The organism is Alicyclobacillus fodiniaquatilis (assembly GCF_042678105.1).
Classification (GTDB): domain Bacteria; phylum Bacillota; class Bacilli; order Alicyclobacillales; family Alicyclobacillaceae; genus Alicyclobacillus; species Alicyclobacillus fodiniaquatilis.
In genome coordinates this window covers 280983-300911 of the sequence record NZ_JBHUCX010000099.1, presented here as the reverse complement: position 1 = coordinate 300911, position 19929 = coordinate 280983, and the positions used below count along the sequence as shown (strand labels likewise).

Annotated in this window: 18 protein-coding genes; 3 read left to right on the top strand and 15 right to left on the bottom strand. The window is 49.3% G+C overall.

The window, feature by feature from the left end; genetic code table 11:
* From ACFSB2_RS25165 to ACFSB2_RS25145, 5 genes are all read right to left on the bottom strand, one after another.
* Positions 1-1551 (bottom strand): ABC transporter substrate-binding protein, encoded by a 1551-nt coding sequence (locus ACFSB2_RS25165; protein WP_377945898.1) that lies wholly within the window; start codon positions 1549-1551, stop codon positions 1-3.
* A gap of 62 nt (positions 1552-1613) precedes the next feature.
* On the bottom strand, positions 1614-2285 hold the full coding sequence (locus ACFSB2_RS25160; protein ID WP_377945897.1) for a class I SAM-dependent methyltransferase: 672 nt from the start codon (positions 2283-2285) through the stop codon (positions 1614-1616).
* A 343-nt stretch (positions 2286-2628) separates the two neighbouring features.
* Complete coding sequence (locus ACFSB2_RS25155) at positions 2629-2931, bottom strand: hypothetical protein (protein ID WP_377945896.1); 303 nt, start codon at positions 2929-2931, stop codon at positions 2629-2631.
* A 47-nt stretch (positions 2932-2978) separates the two neighbouring features.
* Complete coding sequence (locus ACFSB2_RS25150) at positions 2979-4577, bottom strand: FAD-dependent oxidoreductase (RefSeq protein WP_377945894.1); 1599 nt, start codon at positions 4575-4577, stop codon at positions 2979-2981.
* Positions 4578-4728: 151 nt separating this feature from the next.
* The gene (locus tag ACFSB2_RS25145; protein ID WP_377945893.1) at positions 4729-5451 is read right to left on the bottom strand and encodes a helix-turn-helix domain-containing protein; all 723 of its coding nucleotides are present in this window, start codon (positions 5449-5451) and stop codon (positions 4729-4731) included.
* 399 nt (positions 5452-5850) lie between these two features.
* Here ACFSB2_RS25145 and ACFSB2_RS25140 point away from each other — a divergent pair, with 399 nt between their 5' ends.
* Positions 5851-6600, top strand: a complete 750-nt coding sequence (locus ACFSB2_RS25140; protein ID WP_377945891.1) for a hypothetical protein — start codon at positions 5851-5853, stop codon at positions 6598-6600.
* A gap of 415 nt (positions 6601-7015) precedes the next feature.
* Positions 7016-8569 carry an ABC-F family ATP-binding cassette domain-containing protein gene (locus ACFSB2_RS25135; RefSeq protein ID WP_377945890.1) on the top strand — a complete coding sequence of 518 codons (1554 nt, stop codon included), beginning with the start codon at positions 7016-7018 and terminating at the stop codon, positions 8567-8569.
* Between the two features lie 89 nt (positions 8570-8658).
* Here the strand turns inward: ACFSB2_RS25135 and ACFSB2_RS25130 are convergent, their stop codons facing one another.
* The 5 genes from ACFSB2_RS25130 to ACFSB2_RS25110 all read right to left on the bottom strand — a co-directional run bounded on the left by ACFSB2_RS25130 (position 8659) and on the right by ACFSB2_RS25110 (position 12070).
* Entirely contained in the window at positions 8659-9675 is a 1017-nt protein-coding gene (locus tag ACFSB2_RS25130; protein ID WP_377945889.1) for a S66 family peptidase, read from the bottom strand.
* Positions 9676-9777: 102 nt separating this feature from the next.
* On the bottom strand, positions 9778-10281 hold the full coding sequence (locus ACFSB2_RS25125) for a DinB family protein (RefSeq protein ID WP_377945887.1): 504 nt from the start codon (positions 10279-10281) through the stop codon (positions 9778-9780).
* A gap of 4 nt (positions 10282-10285) precedes the next feature.
* Positions 10286-10771 carry a DinB family protein gene (locus ACFSB2_RS25120; RefSeq protein ID WP_377945886.1) on the bottom strand — a complete coding sequence of 162 codons (486 nt, stop codon included), beginning with the start codon at positions 10769-10771 and terminating at the stop codon, positions 10286-10288.
* Between the two features lie 245 nt (positions 10772-11016).
* On the bottom strand, positions 11017-11742 hold the full coding sequence (locus ACFSB2_RS25115) for a VanZ family protein (RefSeq protein WP_377945885.1): 726 nt from the start codon (positions 11740-11742) through the stop codon (positions 11017-11019).
* A 1-nt stretch (position 11743) separates the two neighbouring features.
* Positions 11744-12070, bottom strand: a complete 327-nt coding sequence (locus ACFSB2_RS25110) for a PadR family transcriptional regulator (protein WP_377945884.1) — start codon at positions 12068-12070, stop codon at positions 11744-11746.
* 227 nt (positions 12071-12297) lie between these two features.
* Here ACFSB2_RS25110 and ACFSB2_RS25105 point away from each other — a divergent pair, with 227 nt between their 5' ends.
* Positions 12298-14724: a glycoside hydrolase gene (locus ACFSB2_RS25105; RefSeq protein WP_377945883.1), complete on the top strand. Its 2427-nt coding sequence runs from the start codon at positions 12298-12300 to the stop codon at positions 14722-14724.
* Positions 14725-14854: 130 nt separating this feature from the next.
* Here the strand turns inward: ACFSB2_RS25105 and ACFSB2_RS25100 are convergent, their stop codons facing one another.
* The 5 genes from ACFSB2_RS25100 to ACFSB2_RS25080 form a co-directional block, all read right to left on the bottom strand.
* The gene (locus ACFSB2_RS25100) at positions 14855-16882 is read right to left on the bottom strand and encodes a PAS domain S-box protein (protein ID WP_377945882.1); all 2028 of its coding nucleotides are present in this window, start codon (positions 16880-16882) and stop codon (positions 14855-14857) included.
* Positions 16883-17096: 214 nt separating this feature from the next.
* The gene (locus tag ACFSB2_RS25095; protein WP_377946018.1) at positions 17097-17402 is read right to left on the bottom strand and encodes a nucleotidyltransferase domain-containing protein; all 306 of its coding nucleotides are present in this window, start codon (positions 17400-17402) and stop codon (positions 17097-17099) included.
* A gap of 7 nt (positions 17403-17409) precedes the next feature.
* Entirely contained in the window at positions 17410-17808 is a 399-nt protein-coding gene (locus ACFSB2_RS25090) for a nucleotidyltransferase substrate binding protein (RefSeq protein ID WP_377945880.1), read from the bottom strand.
* 185 nt (positions 17809-17993) lie between these two features.
* Complete coding sequence (locus ACFSB2_RS25085; RefSeq protein ID WP_377945879.1) at positions 17994-19337, bottom strand: FtsW/RodA/SpoVE family cell cycle protein; 1344 nt, start codon at positions 19335-19337, stop codon at positions 17994-17996.
* Positions 19334-19669, bottom strand: coding sequence for a PadR family transcriptional regulator (locus tag ACFSB2_RS25080; RefSeq protein WP_377945877.1), 336 nt, complete (start codon positions 19667-19669; stop codon positions 19334-19336). The genes ACFSB2_RS25085 and ACFSB2_RS25080 overlap by 4 nt, the downstream gene beginning before the upstream one ends.
* Between the last annotated feature and the right edge of the window lie 260 nt (positions 19670-19929).

Sequence of the window (19929 nt, the reverse complement as noted above, 5' to 3'; positions counted from 1 at the left end):
TTATTTCTCCTGAATCTGTTGAATGTGAATCTGTGTAGCGCCATCCACATGCCATTCGATATCATTTGAAACGCCATATATATTGGCAGGTTGCAACAACCACACGACTGCAGCTTGCTGTTTTGTGATGTCTAATATTTGCTTGGAAACCTGCGTCCGCTCCGTCAGATTCGGCGCCGCCAAATACTGCTGAATCAATTGCGCCACTTGCGCAGAAGGCTTGTAGCCAAACGGCTTAATAAACGATTCGCTGGAAAACGTCGGCGCATAGATGCGATAAGCGTCCTCTTCGGGATTATCCAAACCCGTGAAGATAAACATGATGGGTTCCGGTTTATTCAACTGTTTCGGGTCTAATAATTCACCTTGGGCCAAAACGTCGATATGCACTTGAATGCCGACTTGCTTTAATTGCGATTGAATGACCTCGGCAACATCAAGATCTGTTTGGCCGACGTGCAAGCTGATGCTCAATGGCGCCTTGACGCCAGCTTCAGCCAACAATTTCTTCGCCTTTGCGACATTGTAATCAGACAATGGAAAGGCGTCGACGTAACCTGAAGCTCCTTTGGCCACTGGCGCGGTGGCCGGAGTTGCATACTTGCCATAGACATCGGCCGTCATCGTCTTTCGATCCAGCGCGTAGTAGATGGCCTGCCGGACTTTCTCGTTGGCCAACGGTCCATTAAAGTTGTAACTCATGTATGTAACGCGATCCCCTGGGCTGGTGACCACATGACTGTTGGCGTTGCTCGTGATTCGATCTATCGATTCCGGCGTCAGATCAGCTGCAATACTGGCATGTCCGCTCAACAAATCTGCAATCCGCGTGGATTCATCGGGGACATATTTGATGACAACCTTTTTAAATTGCGGTTTCTTTCCCCAATAATGCGGATTGGCCTTGAGAACGACCTCTTGCCCCCGTTTCCAATCCGCCAACATATAGGGCCCTGTTCCGTTCAGGTCCGTTTGATATTGATTCCCCTTCGCCAATTGCTTGGCGTCCACAATCGATATATTGGTCAAATATTGAGGTAGGATATAGTCTGCATGCGCCGTCACAATGTCTACCGTCCATTGGTTGACGACATTGATCTGCTTGATGTTCGCGAGCAAAGACGTAAAGGCGCTTTCTTCATTCGGATCCGGATGCAAAATTTTCTCGATGGTCGCCTTCACGGATTGGGCGTTCAATGGATCACCATTTTGAAATTTGATGCCGTGTTTCAGCTTGATCTCCAATGTGTTTCCCTTTGTCTGATACGACTGGACCAAAGATGGTTCAAGTTTCCCGTCTTTGTCCTTGACGAACAGTGAATCGTAGACCATGCTTCTCGGCAATGTGATATCTTTGTTCAAGGGATCAATGGTCGTCAGATCCCGAGTCTCACTGAGATCATCGATGACAAGCGTTTGTTGTCCGCCCTGGGACGTGGACTTGGTTTGATGCTGTCCAGTTTGCGCTGAAGTTTGATTGCCGCAAGCAGTAAGTGTCAAGAGACTAAGCGCCAGTACACCTGCCAGCGCGCGCTTTGACAAAGGATACATCTGAAAATCCCCCTAGTATTCACATCATAGAGACGGCTCGTCCATGCACAGCAGCTTTTTTTCTATGCCTCACGTCGACCAACAATCATATAACGCGGATGTTGTGGCACTTCTCCCCAGAGCACAGGTTCCATCAATGACTGCACACAAACATCGGTAAGCCCCTTCTCCAAAAGAAACGCCTCCAGTGTTTCACTGGATTTCCCTCCAAAAAACGGCAAATGCGTGTGAATCTCCTGATATGCTCCGTTCTTGTTTTTACCCCATTCGCCCTCGATCAACGCCAAACGCCCCCCTGTCTTTAACGCGCGCATCCACGCGCTCACTGCCTTGGACGGACTGGGCAATGTCCATATCAAATGGCGTTCGATGATCAAGTCGTAGAGATTGTCCTCCCCCGCAAGCATCTCGGCGTCACCAAGGCGAAATTCCACGAGTAGATCTCTTTGCTGCGCTTTTTGCTTCGCCTGTTGAAGCATTTGTGTGGACATGTCCACACCCGTCACATCGTGTCCGAGTTCAGCGAACATCAGCGCCAGAAAACCTGTGCCACAACCGACATCAAGCACTCGCCGCTTACCTTCCCCCGCCAAATCGTTTAACACCACAAGCCATGCGCGATGCTGATCTTCACTATGTAAACCGTGATGCGCCTTGTCATCAAACGCGATGGCACGGCCATCCCAATGTTGCTGCACAAGGCGTTTTACCTCTTGATTTGAGAGGTTGTCCATCTCCAACATCCTTTCTCTTTCAATCATTAAAGTTGACTAAATAAGTCATCTTTCACACCTTTGATATTATAATTAGTATATACTAATGTCAATAATTATTATTGTCTAACAAAATGAATTTGGTGATTTATCAACACTGATTTTCGATTACCAGAATTGACTGGCTTGTCGAAAATCAACGGACTTTAACGATCACAAAAACCAACAGAAGATGGATTACCAGCGCAGATTGCTTTTGCTACTTTATATAATTGATCAAAAAAAGACAGCCATTTCATTAAATGACTGCCTTCTTTCTTCTATCGGCTTCAATATGATAAAACCCCAATACTTACGCTCATGTTCACTTGCCGTTTTGGTGAATCATGCATCTGCAACTTCTGCCCGGGGGAAGTTGCCGACTGACACCGGCTACGCCGTTTTTAATTTGCTGTGACAGCAGGCTGCCAAATACGCTCATGCCGAGCATCAACGTAAAGACCAAGGCGGACAGTACCACCACATTGCGATTTTTGAATAGATGCAATGGAATGATCACTTCCTTGGCTTTCGCCTCAATTCGAAAGAGCAGGATAAACAGCGCCATACAACTTAAATACATCCGTTTACGTCCGTACAAATCAGCCAGTTTGCCCAAAATGGGCATGAAGATGGTCCAAAATTTGATCCTTTGATGCAGCAAGTACAAATCAATCAGCGTCCGAGTATTTTCATCATTGTATTCGCCAACGCTTGTTCGGCCCGCGTCGTTTCCTTTGCTCGCCAGGCGACAACCCCGTCCGGGCGCACCAACACCGCTTCCGTCAACTGAATGCCATAGGTCTCGCGCCAATGATCATCCACGTCGATTAAGTCGCCTTTCGCTTGACCAATGGTATACGCGATGATGGAAACGCCCAAACGATCGGAAACGACTGCCGCAGCTTCACGCCAGTGGGCATCTTCTTCACTCGCCAACAGCACAAAATGGCGGTTGAACAAATCCAGCGTCGAAATCTGCTTGCCCTGTTGCGTCAACCACACATGTGGCGCACGTGTGCCCGGCTGTCCATTCAAGTCAGCGTCGTCCTGCGCCACATCAGCTCGATGAACGATGGCAGATGAATGATAACGAAAGCCCAAAACGATATCCGTCTGCTTGACAATCGGACCCTTTCCTTGGACGACGGAGAAAACCCCGCTATTGGCGATATGGCCAGCTTGCTCGACGGTCAAACGGGCCAGTGGCCAACGCTCTGTTTCATATGTCGCCAGTATCGACGGCGCAGCTTCGCCCCGGTAAACCAGAGCGAGCTTCCAGGCCAGGTTATGTACATCCTGGATGCCCGTGTTCCCACCGTAACCTCCGGTCGGCGGCATCACATGCGCTGCATCCCCAGCCAAGAAGATGCGCCCGACTTGAAACTGATCTGTCACCCCCATCGCAGGTTCCCACGGCAAGATACTCAAAATCTCAATGTCTATATCGCTCGATCCAACCGCGGTGCGGATCATTTCAGCACACCTTTCCGGCGTAAATTGCGCAGGCGTTTCGCCTGCCCCTGGATTGTACGGTGTATGAAATGTCCAACGATCCGTCGCATTGATGGACAGAAGCGAGCCCGGCGCGTCTGGATGCGTGATGTTGCAGATGCTGAACTCATGTCCGTCTAAAAGCGATGTCAAGGCGGATCGAAAATACACATTGATGACGTGCCCGAGTGACTTTCGTCCAGTCATGTCAATGCCCAGTTGAAGGCGGATGGGACTTTTCGCCCCATCGCAGGCAATCACATAATCTGCGCGAATGGTCTGCTCGGATGCATCCGTTCGATCCCGCACGGTGACCGTAACCCCTGCGTCATCCTGCGCCAAAGAGACGAGTTCTGTACTGAAACAGAAATGGCCGCCGCCGCGTTTTTCGGCTTCTGAAAGCAAAATGGGTTCTAGCACGTCTTGCGTGATCCAAGAGCGCATAGCGGGACTCTTTCGTTTCAAAGCCTCCATTTCTTGGCGCAGCGCTTGAAAAGCAGCCGACGGCCGTTGTGTAAAATCCACGCTTTTCAGTGTCTCAGCCGTGAAAATGCCGCCTTTCTTCAAAAACTCCGCATCGCGAATGCGATCATCAAAGCCCAGTGTTCGGAACAATTCCATCGTACGGTGGTTGACACCACGAGCGCGTGGATGAATAGACGTTCCCGCATGTCGTTCAATCAATTGATAGGGAATCTGGTGTTCAGAGAGAAACAACGCCGCAGAGAGACCGACGAGACCTCCGCCGACAATCAAGATGGGCACATGTTTGCTTGTCATTGAATTGCCTCCTTCTTCAAGCGCGTTTGGCGCAATGATAAGTCTGTATCGGTAACATACGGCGAGTTTATGAATTGAATATGAACTCTCACAAAAATAGAGCAACCGCTGTGGCATACACACAACCCGCATTCCGGTTGCCCCGCGCGCTTCAGTCCTCTTCGTAATCTGGATGCGTCTGAATTTTCTTCTTCAGTTCCGCAATCTGGTCCTCCAAATCGAGCTTGCGCGTCTCCAAATGACGCAATGCTCTGCGCAGCGCCAATAAATTCGTCGGATCGATATGCTCTAAGTCAAACCAATCCGAACCATTCCCCCACGCTTCCATCGCACGCCGACCAGCGCCACCGAACGCTGAACGGAACCCATGAGGAAATTGGTGGGGACCCCCATTGAAACCCGGTCCGTGTTTCACGCCGTGCTGCTGCCATTTTGCCTGATTGTCAAATTGAAATCCTTTATCCTTTTTGCGCTCTTCCATGCTCATATCCTCATCCTCCGTTTCTTTTTGTCCTTGGTTTTCCGCTCCGTATATGGCCTGTTCCACAGCCTGCACCTTCTCCCAGTTCAAGTGGTCGCCGGTTTGCGTCACACCCGTACCAGACAGAAACTTAGTGGACAATCCCAAGTACTGCGCCAACAGAGACACATCCCATTCTGCAATGGCGCTCCAGTCTTTTTCCGGCGGAATCACGCGACCCAGACGATTGCCTAGTTCCTCCACATCCGCATACAAAAATCGGCGGTGGCCAACCTGACCGCGGCCAACCCAGTAGGTGGGCAGCCATCCTTGCGCACAGTACCACCGAATGGTCGTGGGCGCGACGCCAAGCAGTGAAGCCGCCTCTTGCACACGTAAGTAATGTCCTGCCACATCCTCACCTCCCAGAACATCATACTATAAGAATATCCTGTAGTAAAGAAATAAAAAAAGCAGTGTAGTCAACACAGCCTGATGCGCACTAAATCAGTAAAACCAGCTTGAGCAATGCAAGTTTCGATCACTACAAAATCTCCGACCGCTGCCTCCTTCGTCGTGCTCAAAATGTGACGACGCGTTGACGGTTTCGTGACCTTTTGCGCATTTGGTTTGAGACAACCAGCGACTATTCTAGAGATGCTCATTTAGATGACTGACCATCCTGTAAATGAAATTGGCACCCTGGTGCCGCGCCGTCCGTGATGCTTTGATTAACTGCCATTTTCATGGTTTTGCTGGTGTGGGATGCATCACGGATGGCGGTCTACGTTTATCAAATTGGAGGAGAAGCACATGGGACTACAGATTGTCAACGTCAATCCGAAATACGGTCAAATTCAACAAATTGCACCTGCAACACTTGGCTACATTCACATTGCTGCCCAGACAAGCGAACCCACCTTCCCGTTTAGAACAAACACTGCACCAGAACTCTTAAACGAACTGAAGGAACTGGCACACCACCTGGAACAACTCGACGCGATTGAAACAGTCACTGTATTCAAAGCGGTGGGTTTGCCGCCCGTAGAACGTCTGCCTTATGTCAGGGAACACGTGGATTCAATCCATCTTGCCCGCTTCGATGTCGTCGTGCTTGTGGAGACGAAACTGCCAGAAGCCATTGAACAAGTGCAGGCAACCCCCGTGTATCAAGCGCTGATGGCCTATCTAGATGACCATGCAAAATCGACGCATGTGATGTCCGCAGAGAACCGAAAACGAGTAAACGATGTGGATCACACAAAGGACGGTTTGTTCCTATTCAATTACTTTGTGGCCGATGATGCAGATGTGATGATCAATCTCTGGGATTACCTTGCAGATTGGTATCGGGCGGAAATGGGCATGGACAACTCCGTGCTGCTGGTTCCCGCCGAGCAAACGGCATCTGATTATGTGGCCATCAATCACGCGCGGTGGGACGGGGGTTTACCTGGCTTTTTGGCGAAGCAAATGTCCAAGAAAAGCTTCCGCAACTATATGCTCGCCAATTTGGAGGCCAATCATGTCGGCGCAATGCCCATCCTGTATCGGCTTGCATGAAATGGTACGGCATCGGGGGAAGCTGGTTTCCCCGATGCAACTTTACCGCCTCCACCTTGAAGATACTTGCGCAACATCGCAAAATTGTCTAAACTATATGTGGAATTTGAAAACCATGATGAACTAGGAAAGTGTGGGAGGATATTAATGGGTTTTTCCGCTGCTCGTATGCTCGTACTCGCGTGATGACGGGACTCGTATGTCCATTTTCACCTGTATCGAGCCGAGTGGAAGCCGGAAAACCACCCCATGCGGAACTGTTCTCTGAGTGAACGTATATCTCACTGATGGCGTTCATTCGTTGACATTGATGGATGAGCAGGGTGCGTTTCGCGCCCTGCTTTTTTGTTTCCTCTGAAGGGTTTTCCCCCTCCTCGGCTCGACATCGAATCCTTGAGCGAGGAGACAATCTATCATGAGTTTACTTACTGTCGAAAATCTGACCCATACCTTTGGGGACAAACGCATTTTGCAGTCTGTCGCATTTCAGTTGTCACTTGGAGAGCATGTCGCGCTCGTCGGCGCAAATGGCGCCGGGAAATCGACGATGATCCAAATCTTGAGCGGTGAGCTCCTTCCCGATGCCGGGCGCATCGCATGGCTGCCGCGCACACAAATCGGCCACCTGCAGCAACATGTAGACCTTGAACCCGGACGCTCCCTCTTTGACCAACTGCGGCGCGCTTTCGCCCATCTGTACGAACTTGAAACAGAAATGCTGGCGTTGGCAGATGCAATGAGTTCTGGCGGATCGACAAATTTGGAAAAACAGCTGCGCCGATTCGCGGAACTGCAAGAACAGTTGATGATCGAAAACTTTTATGAGCTTGACGTAAAAATTGAGCGCATTGCGGCAGGGCTTGGCCTGACGGAACTGGGGCTTGACACACCTGTCGACGCCTTGAGCGGCGGGCAGCGCACAAAAGTGCTGTTGGCCCAGTTATTGTTGCAACAACCACAGGTGCTGCTGCTGGATGAGCCGACGAACCATTTGGACACGGCGCATATCGCGTGGTTGACCGAGTATTTAATGGGTTATCCACACACGTTTGTGGTGGTTTCACACGATATGACGTTTCTCAACCAGATCACCAATGTGGTACTGCATTTGGAGCACCAGTCGATTACGCGCTACCCTGGAAATATCGAGGCGTTTCAAGCTGCATACGAGTTGCGCAAGCGGACGATATATGACGCGTACGCGCGCCAACAGGACAAAGTGCGCAAACTGGAGACGTACATTGAGAAGAACAAAGCCAGAGCCTCAACTGCGAGGCTGGCCAAGAGCAGGGAAAAACAACTGCAGAAGATGGAGCGGATGGATGCGCCCACCATACCGCCGCGCCCGAGCTTTCGCTTCGTCGCGCACACGCTGCCGACAAGTGTCGTTATGGAGACGAATGCGTTGCGGATTGGCTACAGTGAATCGCTATTTCGACCTCTCAATCTGAAGCTGAAGCGCGGGGCGAAAGTGGCCGTGACCGGGTTTAACGGGGTGGGAAAAACGACATTGCTCAAGACGCTGCTTGGTCACTTGCCCTCGCTTGGCGGCAAAATTCAATTTGGCGAACGCGTGCTGCCTTCCTATTTTGAACAGGAGCATCGCAGCGTCAAACATGTCACTGCCATGGAAGACGTGTGGGCAGCGTTTCCAGCACTGACCCAAAAAGAGGTCCGTGAAGCGCTGGCCAGAAGTGGTCTCCGCGGCGAGAAAGTGCTGCAGGCGATGGACACCTTGAGCGGCGGTGAGCAGGCGAAGGTCCGCCTCTGCAAACTCATGCTGCATTGCGGCAATTGGCTTGTCTTGGATGAACCGACAAACCACCTAGACGCCATCGCCAAGGCGTCGCTCCAGGAAGCATTAATGGCGTTTGAAGGGACCATCTTGCTGGTCACGCACGAACCTGACTTCTTTCAAGGATGGGTGACTGACGTTTGGGATGTGCAACGATGGCGGATTGTGAAATAGCGCTTTGTTTCGAAGAATGAACGGTTTAAGTTCTTATGCATTTGGAGGCGTTCGTTTCAGAACGCAACGCCTCCAGCAAGACATCTAAACTACGGCTTAAAGTGCTGCCACATGGTCCCTTTGCCCTCTTTCACTTCCACTTTGGCGTACGCGCCATTAATGAAGGTGATCTGTGGCGGGACATGACCGCAATCGATGTCATAGATGATGGGCATTTGCAGTTCAGCGGCAAGTTCTGTGTATACATCTTCAATTGTATAGTCATCAACCGGATGATTCGCTGCACTGCGGCCAAACAGGATGCCCGAACAGTGATCAAACCAGCCCGCCAGCCTCATTTGCACCAATGACCTCCGCAAGTCCGCGGTGGACAGTTCACAATTCTCCAAATACCACAATACGGGCTCCTCATTGAGCATTTGTTCTCTGAAGCCCTTTACATCGCCAAATGGTGTGCCGATCAGATGTCTGATCACATCTATACATCCGCCAAGCAGACGACCTTGTACCTGCACGTCATGGTTTGAGATGGTTTGCCAATGTGTCTCTTCCGTTAGGTGATAAACCGATGACGAATCATTGGTGTCCTGCCATTCCTTTTGAAATTGTGACGAGGAACGCTGAAGAACAGTCTCACTCGCTTCGGTGGACAATACAGGCTGCCACATGGCTGTGGTAGCATCTAATTCCGCTTTTCCTAAATCGATCAGATTGGTGCCATGCGCTGTCGCTATTCCCGTTTTCAAAGTGATCGCCAACAACAGCAAACTGATATCCGAGTAGCCCAATATCCATTTTTCATTGATTTGATTGAAATCCACGTACTCCAACATTTCTATGAGTAGTTCTCCACCCCAGGGAGGGATGATCAGATCAATCTCATTACTTTGCATCATTTGATTAAATTCATCTGCACGTTCTTTCGCACTGGATGATTTGGCTTTTCGTTGTTTCCAAACCGTTTCCCCGCAAATGACCTCGAATCCTCTTCTCTTCATCTGATCACAAGCGAGTTCCAATCTATGATGCCATTCTTTGGGCACCCCAGATGAGGGAGCCGTAACGCCTATCGTGGCTCCATCTGCTAGACGCGGATATTTTATCATCACTTGCCCTCCAGGAAAACAGCAGGAACCTAGTTCAGCGCTAAGCCAACTGGGTTCCTGCACGTTTGAAAGATGAAAGTAACTGTATACGAAACATCTCACCTACTCTGCCCGGTGATACAAATAAAACACATAGTCAGTGGCAGCCCCTGCATAGCCAAGCTGTCGTAGCATGGCTGTGATGTTGCCGCGGTGGTATGTACCATGATTGACCACATGCTGAAGGATGTCAGCGAAACTGGCACGTAATACCCCATGAGTTGGGTGCGGATATGCTGAGACCACCTCTAAATCCGCATGCTTTGCGAAAAACGACGCATACTGTGCCGCCACCTTTGCAAAACACGCCTGGTACGCGCTGAGCTTGGCATCTTTCACCTCATCTTGCCAAACTGGCAGTGACGAGGAGATGGTCTCTGCATCGCCGGACATCGCTTTCAACCAGACGTTATCGACAATGTACATATGCGCCAAGACATCGCCAATCGTCGGAAACACGCTCTGCAGTGGTTGGCGATGAACATCCTCGGGCAATGCCCGCAGATGCGCAAACACTTTCTCATTCGCCCAAACATGATAACGATAGAGATCGATCACGTCGCTCATTCAATCACCCCTCTGTACGGGCGTAGAATGCCGGCGGTTCTTGGCCGAGCAAGCGCAAATAGACGTATCCTTGGCCGCGATGATGAATCTCATTTTCCAAAGCGTAGGTCAGCCACCCAACCGCATTCCCTTCGGGAATAAACGGGGCAGGCGAAGGACGCATTTTGACCAACTCCGCTGGCGCAATGTCTGGCCACAATCGTCTCGTCTCTTCGCGCACACCGTTTGTAAAGGCCAATACCTCTTCAACGGGCGCTGTCCGCAACCGGTCCGGCGGGGACTGATATGCCCAGTCGTCGTGTGCCAGACCGCGGACATTCCACTGTTCCATCCCCGCTATCTCCAACATCATCTCACGGAATGGACGCATCCCCTCCACAAGCACCTTGTCCATTGCATCCGCACCCGCCAATGCGCGCGCCACGTTGTTGGTCAATCGGCGATTGTCTTCCCAGACTTCAAAAAACCATGTCTTCCAATCAAATTCCATGCATCGTCGCCTCCTTTTTCATTTGATTCAACGGTATCACACATTCACTGACAAATACGGTCAGTGGATATTTGAATACACAGGGTTTCACTACCCTTTATTCACTTTTTTAAGCACCACTAGGTTTCCTTTCATTCCTTCGCGGCTAAAATCAACACCGGTGACCATTTGAATCGATCCCCACCTTTCCTTACTTCCGCATTATCAAACAGATGATTATACAAACTTCAAGTCCTCAAACACCTTCAAGCACCTGAAACCGCAGATATACGTTGCTTATATTTGTTGAGATACACCACTGTGATTTTATAGCATACATATCCAACAAACCCACCCAAGCAATTCAATAGAATCGCATCGACATCAAAGCGCCCAAGCGCAAGCACACCTTGCAGCAATTGCAGCCAGAGACTGCAGGCCAAAATAAGGGAAAACAGCGGAAAAATACGTTGAAAACCGGGAAAGAGAAATGGCGATAAGAAGCCAAGCGGCAAAAACAGCAGGATATTGCCAAACAGGACCGAACAGATGACATAAAAACCGTAGTCATGATAGTCGATAAAATAACGATAAATGGTGTGAAACGGAATCGCATTGTGAAAAACGTAGCGGTATTCCGGCACCATCGCCTCGCGATGCAATATGAATGAACGCTCTGTAAAGCGCTGTTGGCTCAAAAGGAAAAAGTAAATCAGTGAACTTCCGTACATAAAGTACAATATCGTGATCTTTCGCCGCAAATATCGATCAACCAGCGGCAGCGACTGCAGCAATTCACGACGTAGGTGCTGTTTGTCCCCAAACACCTCAATGGCGCATCTGATTGCTTCTGGCTCACGATATCCATCGTTGACAAATTCTTGTTTGAGCATCTCCAGGTGATCGATGATCTCTGTGCCAATGTCTCGCTTTTCCCTTTTTGAACACGGGAAACGATAGGTCAGTTCCGCAACATAGGATTGAAAATCCATTTCATCGCCCACTCTCATAGCTGGTGTGAATGATTTGATGGAGTAGATTCCAGTCTTTTATTTTCCCATCGAGCAGTTCAAATCCTAGCTTGGTGCAACGATAATATTTTCTCCTGCCGCCGCTGTCGGATTCTCCCCAGTACGATTCGATGGCTTTCTTGGCTTCCAATCTTTTCAGCGCTGGATACAGCGTGCCCTCGCCAATCTCATACAAGTCGTTGCTCAACGTTTTCACTTTTTTGGCTAAGTCATACCCATACTGATCTTCCTTCGCAATCAGTGAAAGCAAAATGATGTCTATACTGCCCTTCAAAAGTTCTTTGTCCAAGGGTCGACCCAACTTTCTCAAAACCCGTTCCTTTATGTCGAGTATGTGCTAGAGCGGATTTTAACACGACATACTTTGTGACACAAGGTATATCTGCAAGACCGATAGTTGAAATGGACATCTGATCGATCATTGCATTCCATGCATTGCAACACTATGTACATCGTGATACAATGCATTTCGTTTTAAACCAAGTTGAACGTGTGATTGAAAGGAGAAGGACCATGATGCACAAACAGAGAAAACGACACGTCCTCATCACTTTGACAAGCGCCAGTTTGCTTGTTTGCGCTGGCTGTTCGCCAATGCATGTGAAATCCCCTAAAAACGCTGTTGTTGTCACGCCTGCGAAGACAAGCCAGTTGAACACATCTTATGCGACCCAAATCACCACGCAGCCGGATGAACGCAGTGTGCAAGGGAAAACCATCAACCTGCAGACGTCAGATCTGAAATTGAAAATTGTTCCTGCCACAATGTCATTCAAAATGGGTGCGCCTGGACAAGCCTTAAAAACCATCTCACAAGCGCAACCAGCGGTTGAAGTTCGCAATTTGAAGGCGGGGCACAAAAGCGCCAGCTGGCAGATGCCGAGCAAAGGGTTGACGGTGCTGGTTCAAATTGTGCAAAAATCCATCCGGGTGAAAATAGAAGCTACAAAACAAACCTCCATCACCTGGCCCGTGATCGGAAAAAATACCAAGAGCAAAGCCATGTTGCTTCCTTTGGCTGAAGGGCGCTATGTGCCGACGAATGATAAAGAATGCATTCAATTTCTCACCCAACAGGAATCCGGTTCGTTAAATGACACATTTTCCATGCCTTTCTGGGGGATAGAAGACAAGCACAACACATTGACTTATCGCGTGGACAACCCGTTTAACGACAATGTCAACTTTGCGAATGACAATGGCCAATTGGGGCTTGGCCTGACCCACGATTTTAACGCCATGTCCCTTCATCAAGCTTATGGCGTGGCCATTTATCTCGGCGCGGACAATCTCGATGAGCCAGCAAAAATCTATCGGCAAACGCTGCAGGATCATCACCAGTTTGTCACCTTGAGCGACAAAATCCAAAAGAATCCCGCTGTACAAAAATTGCTGGGGGCGGCGTTCGTATACCTCTGGGGGAGTGATCAGTTTGCACCTGCGGATGTGAAAAATTGGGTTGCATTTGCTCAAAAGATATTGCAACAATCGAACGCGGATGCGCCCTCTCCCGGAAAACGAATCTTTCAACTACTCAGCAAGACGGATCAGACCACCATTGCCGCCATCGCGTCAGCGGGTTATGCCGATACATACCAAAAAACGACGCTGACAAGAAGTTTCGGCGCACTGCTTGACGGCAGCAATTTTTATGACCAGAAGAGTTGGCAAGGCGTTCAGCTCGAACAGAAAACACAAAATCTATTACACAAGCCCACCTCTTCCTTAAATGAAACCGAACGCTATCAACTGAACGATCTGCTGCTGTACGATGCATTCCCAGGGTTATTTACGCCTGTGAACACCTGGGGAGATGGCGTTTCCACGAAAATGTTGAGTCAGTTTCAGTCAGCCGGACTTTCCAATCTGTGGTTGGGCCTCTCTGATTGGGAAATGGGCTACAAGCATCCACAGTTCGTCAAGCAAGCCGAATCCATGGGATATCTAGTTGCCACGTACGATTCCTATACCACACTGCAAGATCCGGAGCACCCGTTCGATCCGACCTTTGATACGTCGCTCTTTGACGAGTCCCTGTATCAGAACGGCGCGATTGTACAAGCGGACGGATCGAAAGTGCCTGGTTTTCAAGGGGAGGGTTATGCGGCTGAGCCCACCGTGATGATGCCCTATGTGAAACAGCGGTTTCAGTCCATCATGAACAACGTGCCATTCAATTCCTGGTTTGTCGACTCGGATGGGGACGCGACGTTGTACGACGACTACGCCAAGCAACATCCCGCCACACAAAAAGATGAGATGAACGCCATCATTCAACGCCTGCAGTGGTTTGGCAAGCAAAACGAAGTGGTTGGTACGGAAGAAGGCAATTGGTTCAGCGTACCATCCGTCGATTTTGCCCAAGGCATGTTGACGCCAGCCTTCAATTGGATGGATAAAGACATGAAGGACAAGTCATCCCCTTATGATTGGGGAAGCTACTGGCCGCCTGAAGATCCGACGATTTTCACGAAACCAGTCCCCATCAAGCCGATCTACCAACACGTGTTCGTCGATCCGAAGTTCAATTTGCCACTGTACGGGATGGTTTATCACGATTCCATCATCGTGACGGATCACTGGCTGACCGGGAGCTTAAAATTAAAAGGCGACGATCAGACTCGCTCACTCACCGAGATGTTATACGACGCGCCACCGCTGTATCACTTGAATCTCGATGAATGGAATCAAGATAAGAATGCCATTGAACGGTATTATCGGGTGTGGTCGCCTGTGGAGAAAAAAGCGGCTCTGCTGAACATGTCGAGCTTTGATTTTCTCACGACCAATCGCCTTGTGCAAAGAGCCGACTATGGCAATCAACTCGAAGTGGTCGCCAACTACTCAACAGAGCCCTATACGTACGATGACCACAAGATCCCGGCAGGGAGTGTATTCATTCACTGGTTGGATAGTGGAAAAACGGAGATGTACACGCCGTAAACGCGCTAGAGGGAAATCACATCTATGACAGCTTGTGAAAAATAGAAAATGGCTGCAATAAGGGCGCGAGCATTCAGAAAAAAATCGCGCCTCTATTGCAAGGCGCCGCTGTCCCAAATAGTAGGACATGCTACTGTGCGCCGTGTACCGGAAGAATCATCTCGACGTGCGTTCCCCTACCCTCTTCACTCTGAATCCGCAATATGCCTTGGTGTGCCTCGACAATTTTCCGGCTGACCATGAGACCCAACCCAGTCCCAGTTCCTTTTGTTGTATAAAAAGGCTCCCCTATCCGTCCCGCAACTTCCGCCGGAATGCCAGGGCCGTTGTCGCGAACGCCAATTGAGACGGATTGTTGTTCGTCCACCGCTCGCACATAGATATCAATCTGTCCGCCATTCGGCATGGCCTCAATGGCGTTTTTGATGACGTTGACCAGAACCTGCTTGAGCCGACTTTTCTCGCACATAATGTCCAGTGAACCAATTTCTATCGAGTGGGAGATGAGGATATTCTGCAGGGTTGCCTGTGGCGTCATCAAATCAATGACTTCCTGCACCAGATGCGCGCAATTGTATCGTTCCAGGACACGCGCCGTTGGTCGTGCAAAGACAAGCAGTTCATTTAAGATGGATTCAATTCGCTCAAACTCATCGCGCATGACCGCCAAATAAAAATTCTCCATATTTTGCGAGGATTGCATGAGTTGGACAAACCCCTTGAGCGTCGTGAGCGGATTTCGGATCTCGTGCGCGATTCCCGCTGCCATTTCCCCAACTGCCGAAAGACGTTCTGACTTGACGAGCAGCTCATCTGCCGCTTTCTGTTCCGTGATGTCTCGGACAATGCAGAAAAACCCCGTGACTTTCTCGTCGATCACGATGGGAATCTTCTTTTCGTGCGCTTCAACACGGTGCCCTTCCTTGTGAAGCAGGGAGATCAAAACAATTTGCGGTTCGCCTTCCAGCACGCGAAGAAACCTTTCTTGTGCATCTTCATAATATTCCGGTGCAATGAGTTCCCTGTAGTAGCGCCCAACCAGCTCTTCTGGCTCATATCCCAAAGTGGTTTCACAAGATGGGTTTGCGGAAAGGATAATGCCGTTTACGTCGACAGAAACGACCATATCACCGTCATTGTCAAACAAAGAGCGATACCGTTGTTCGCTTTCCATCAACTGTTTTGTCGCCAGCCGCTGTTCAGAGACGTCGCGCGAGATGACGATGAGGCCCATATTGGAACCATCTGCGGTTTTCACCGGCGCCCTTGTCACCTCATGCGCCACAAATTTGTTTCCCGCATGATGGTACTCGCGGCTGAAATGCGTCACCGTCTCAAAAATGTGCTCAGTGTAGCCGGAATTGTTGATGAACTCGTCTCGGTATTGAGGATTGCATAGCTCGGCCAGTTCAAGCGACGTTTTGCCGCGAAACACATCCGAGGCAAGTCCAACCGTGCGCAGCAACGTGCTGTTGGCTTCGACCCACCGCCCCTTGTCATCGACAAAACAAATCAAGTCAGGCATCGCGTCAATCAGCGTGCGCAGGCGATGTTCACTGTCCCGGATGGCCATCTGATGCTGTTTGCGCTCAGTGATATCACGAAAGATGGCTAAAACCGCAGTTTTCCCATGAAATGTGATGGGCACCCCCACAATCTCCACATCGCGAATCGCTCCGTTCAAGGTAATAAATTTCTCCTCGATCAGATTTGTGGGTGTACCATCGCTCAATTGCTTCACACGTTCCTGCGCTACATTGCGATAATCCGGATGGATCATATCCAATATATACTTCCCAATCAACGCGTCCTTCGAGTTGGCCTCGAAGAAATGAATCGCATATGGATTGACATCGAGAATTTTGCCATCTACATGAATCATCACTGGTTCCAATAGGGTATGGACGAGTTGCTCATACTCATGACGACTTTCCAAAAGTGCTCGCTCTCGCTGCAACATGTAGTAGAGGATGATGGCTGAACTGATAAAGTACAGGATTCGCAAACTTGTGATGAGCAGCGGATGCCATCTAAATTCCCATATCAAGGGCGCTGATACAGCGAGCCAGATAGAACAGACGATGATATAACCAATGACAACCCTCACAGAACCGAACAGACGATGTCGACCCGAGGGATTTAGACTGTACTGTTTCACCAACGATCCCCTGCCCCTAAATATGTAATTTTCGGATGATTATATCAACCTTTATTCTTCATCATCTGTCATACTCCTGCGTCGTTTCGACAAAAGCAAACATAAAATCGGGGATCATTCAGTTCTGTTTCGTGCCCTAGCTCGTCCATCTTTGCATACCTGTCATTTCAATTGTGACCCATTTGGAGAAGAACTTCCATCGTGGTTTGAAACTTTATTGATTTTGGTATATCAGCTTGCCATGCGTATCAATGTGCTTTTGGAGTTCTTGATTTAATATGGTTTGGTAGTGCAGTATATCGAATACATAAGGAAGCGGGAAAATTTCATTTAACCATTCATTCAATTCAACCAATGTTTTGTGCGTGACTTTTTCCCCCACAATCGCCAAATCCACATCAGAACCTCTTTTGTAATTCCCCATCGCTCGACTACCAAATAGAATGGCGCGCTCTATTTCCGGAAACTTGCTTAGTGATTTTTGGATAAATTCCCAATCACGCGCTAACAAACCACACATCAATTCATCATTCCTTAGACAGTTTCTCATACAGCTTACGAAGTTCCGGGAAGTAAATTTCGCCGATGTCCTGCACAAGCTTCTCCGCCGTCGCCTCATCATAAGTGTGTGTAGTTAAATTCCGACTTGATAAAGCATCTATCCAGATATGGCCTTCTTCAATGATTCCTGCTTGAAAGGCGGTTTTGATGGTCTCGCGCGGACTTTTGACGTTGTACCCCTCTGCTTCCAAATAATCTTTGAGAACCTTCCAAGCCAACTCAAACGTCACCTCAAACAATTGAATGAGCCCCGCTCGTTCCAATTCATTTTCCAAGTGGTGCTGTGCATATTTTTCAATCAGGTGATATGACTTTTGATAATTTTCAAACCGCTGCCGCCATCGTATATCTTTCAAAGCATCCATGCACTGACACCTCCAGTTGCCATTCCTCTGCACTGTAGCATATTATCGCGTCAACACGCCAGAAGCGTGATCTGAATCTGTTTTCCATCGCTTTAGCAACCCGCTTGACCCAACAAAATCTCCTCCTGACGAGACAGCAAAAACCGCACCTTGGTCAAGATGCGGTTTTCAAGATAGTTTAAGTGTTATTCGACGTGTATCCGCACATTTTGTGACGCATTCGCCACTCGAACGATATGCCTTCGGCGATAGATGCTCATGATCACACCTAAACAGGCAAACTCCACCACGGTCACGCAACCGTCTGTGCCAAACATGGGGAAGCTTACACTCACCATAGGGACGACGCCAAAGGCCATCAACACTGGATAAATGAACTGTATCCCCAACATGACGCCAACGACCACGACCAGTTGTGTGCCGTAGACATCTGTTGTTTTCGTAGTCATCCAAACCAAGCGAACAAGAAGCGCTAAGGCGAGCGCTACTATGGAAATGCCACCAATCCAACCGAAGGCGTAAACCGCGTAGTTGAACACCATCTCATCTTGTATGCCAGGCAACAGCGGTAATGACGCATGCAAACCATGTCCCCAAAAACCAGCGTCACGCAATGCTTGCCTGCCCTGCACATACTGGTAGGCGGCAGTATGCGCGTACAATTGCGGATGCAAATACGCCTTTAACCGCATCGCGCTGATGTCTGAAGTAAACGGCGCCAAAAGACATACGATCACGACCGCCACAGCGCCAACGATGATGCCACGATGCTTACGTAGGGCCGGAGTGGCCAGCAGCAGCGCGATCAACCCGATGCTATATTCCAGCCCACTCGCTGGCATGCCGTTTTTCAAAAATGGGTACATCGGTATCGCGCATAGGGCCGTGAACATTAGAAAATCGTTGCGGCGATGGAGACGAAGACGCGCGACCATACCTGTTATAGCGATAAGCAGGAGAAACGGCGCAAAACCAAAGACGTCGACGGAGACACCACCTAAATTGATCTTGCCAATTGTGCCAAAGCGATGGCAGTAGATCATCGTATACATCATGAGTAGCATGATGCCCCACCACAGATAAACGGAATATGCGCGAAGCCGGCGATAGTCAAACAAAGTGGCGCCAATCATCATGCCTAGCCCAAGGCCCGTCCATAGCAATTTGCGACTGAACATGCCTTGGTACAGTGAAAGATTCACAGCATTTGCAGTACCACCGCTAATAGAAAACATGGTGATAAGCGCGATTCCAACATAAACGCCCATCATACAGATGAATAACCAGTCCGTTTGCGGACGATGGACCCGATGCAAACCACGGCCAATTTCGGCTGGCGCGCCCATGTCCTTTAAAGCCTTGTCGAGCGCATCACTGTATGGCAATCCCCGATTCACGTAGTCCTCAATCCGGTCCTCCACATGCCCGCGCAGTTCAAGTACCACTTCATCATGAACATCAGCCCATTTTATGTAACTGCAAACTTCAGCCATAAACGCGTTTAGCTTACATTCATCTGTCTTGTTCACACCCCCACCTCGCCTATCACTTTGTCGACAGCGGATCGAAAACGTGTCCATTCTTTGGTCTTATCCGCGAGACTCGCTTTGCCTGCAGCGGTCATCGAATAGTATTTGCGTTTGCGTTCCCCTTGCACCTGTTGCCAGAACGATTCCACCATGCCAAGTTCTTCGAGCGTGTGAAGAATTGGGTATAAAGTCCCTTCCTTGAGCGTAAAGACGCCCCCGGACTGCTCCTCTAATTCGCGAATCATCTCATAGCCATACATGTTTCGCTTCTGAAGCAACGTCAGAATCAGAATCACGGTGCTGCCTTTTACAAGCTCCTTGTTCACGTTCAAATCAACTGTCCCTCCCCTTTGCATCGGATTCCTATGCATCGAATATCTATATAATAGACCATGTGTAATGGCACATCAACCAAATGTTTGTCATACATCGTCTACCCTGAAAACAAAGTCGATACCTTGATGCTGATGCGGAATGTATCACGCATGGCGGTCTATCCTGTTTGCTTCCCGCACAGTCGCCGAAAGCGGTAGGTGCCTATTTGTCATGGGAGATTGTGTTTCATGCGCGAACAAAATTTCTACACGTGGGA

What these genes read in the sequence shown, in the direction of transcription:
- ACFSB2_RS25165 (WP_377945898.1), bottom strand. Translation starts at nt 1,551, where the DNA reads ATGTATCCTTTGTCAAAGCGCGCGCTGGCAGGTGTACTGGCGCTTAGT.
- ACFSB2_RS25160 (WP_377945897.1), bottom strand. Translation starts at nt 2,285, where the DNA reads ATGGACAACCTCTCAAATCAAGAGGTAAAACGCCTTGTGCAGCAACAT.
- ACFSB2_RS25155 (WP_377945896.1), bottom strand. Translation starts at nt 2,931, where the DNA reads ATGCCCATTTTGGGCAAACTGGCTGATTTGTACGGACGTAAACGGATG.
- ACFSB2_RS25150 (WP_377945894.1), bottom strand. Translation starts at nt 4,577, where the DNA reads ATGACAAGCAAACATGTGCCCATCTTGATTGTCGGCGGAGGTCTCGTC.
- ACFSB2_RS25140 (WP_377945891.1), top strand. Translation starts at nt 5,851, where the DNA reads ATGGGACTACAGATTGTCAACGTCAATCCGAAATACGGTCAAATTCAA.
- ACFSB2_RS25135 (WP_377945890.1), top strand. Translation starts at nt 7,016, where the DNA reads ATGAGTTTACTTACTGTCGAAAATCTGACCCATACCTTTGGGGACAAA.
- ACFSB2_RS25130 (WP_377945889.1), bottom strand. Translation starts at nt 9,675, where the DNA reads ATGATAAAATATCCGCGTCTAGCAGATGGAGCCACGATAGGCGTTACG.
- ACFSB2_RS25125 (WP_377945887.1), bottom strand. Translation starts at nt 10,281, where the DNA reads ATGAGCGACGTGATCGATCTCTATCGTTATCATGTTTGGGCGAATGAG.
- ACFSB2_RS25120 (WP_377945886.1), bottom strand. Translation starts at nt 10,771, where the DNA reads ATGGAATTTGATTGGAAGACATGGTTTTTTGAAGTCTGGGAAGACAAT.
- ACFSB2_RS25115 (WP_377945885.1), bottom strand. Translation starts at nt 11,742, where the DNA reads ATGGATTTTCAATCCTATGTTGCGGAACTGACCTATCGTTTCCCGTGT.
- ACFSB2_RS25105 (WP_377945883.1), top strand. Translation starts at nt 12,298, where the DNA reads ATGCACAAACAGAGAAAACGACACGTCCTCATCACTTTGACAAGCGCC.
- ACFSB2_RS25095 (WP_377946018.1), bottom strand. Translation starts at nt 17,402, where the DNA reads ATGTGTGGTTTGTTAGCGCGTGATTGGGAATTTATCCAAAAATCACTA.
- ACFSB2_RS25090 (WP_377945880.1), bottom strand. Translation starts at nt 17,808, where the DNA reads ATGGATGCTTTGAAAGATATACGATGGCGGCAGCGGTTTGAAAATTAT.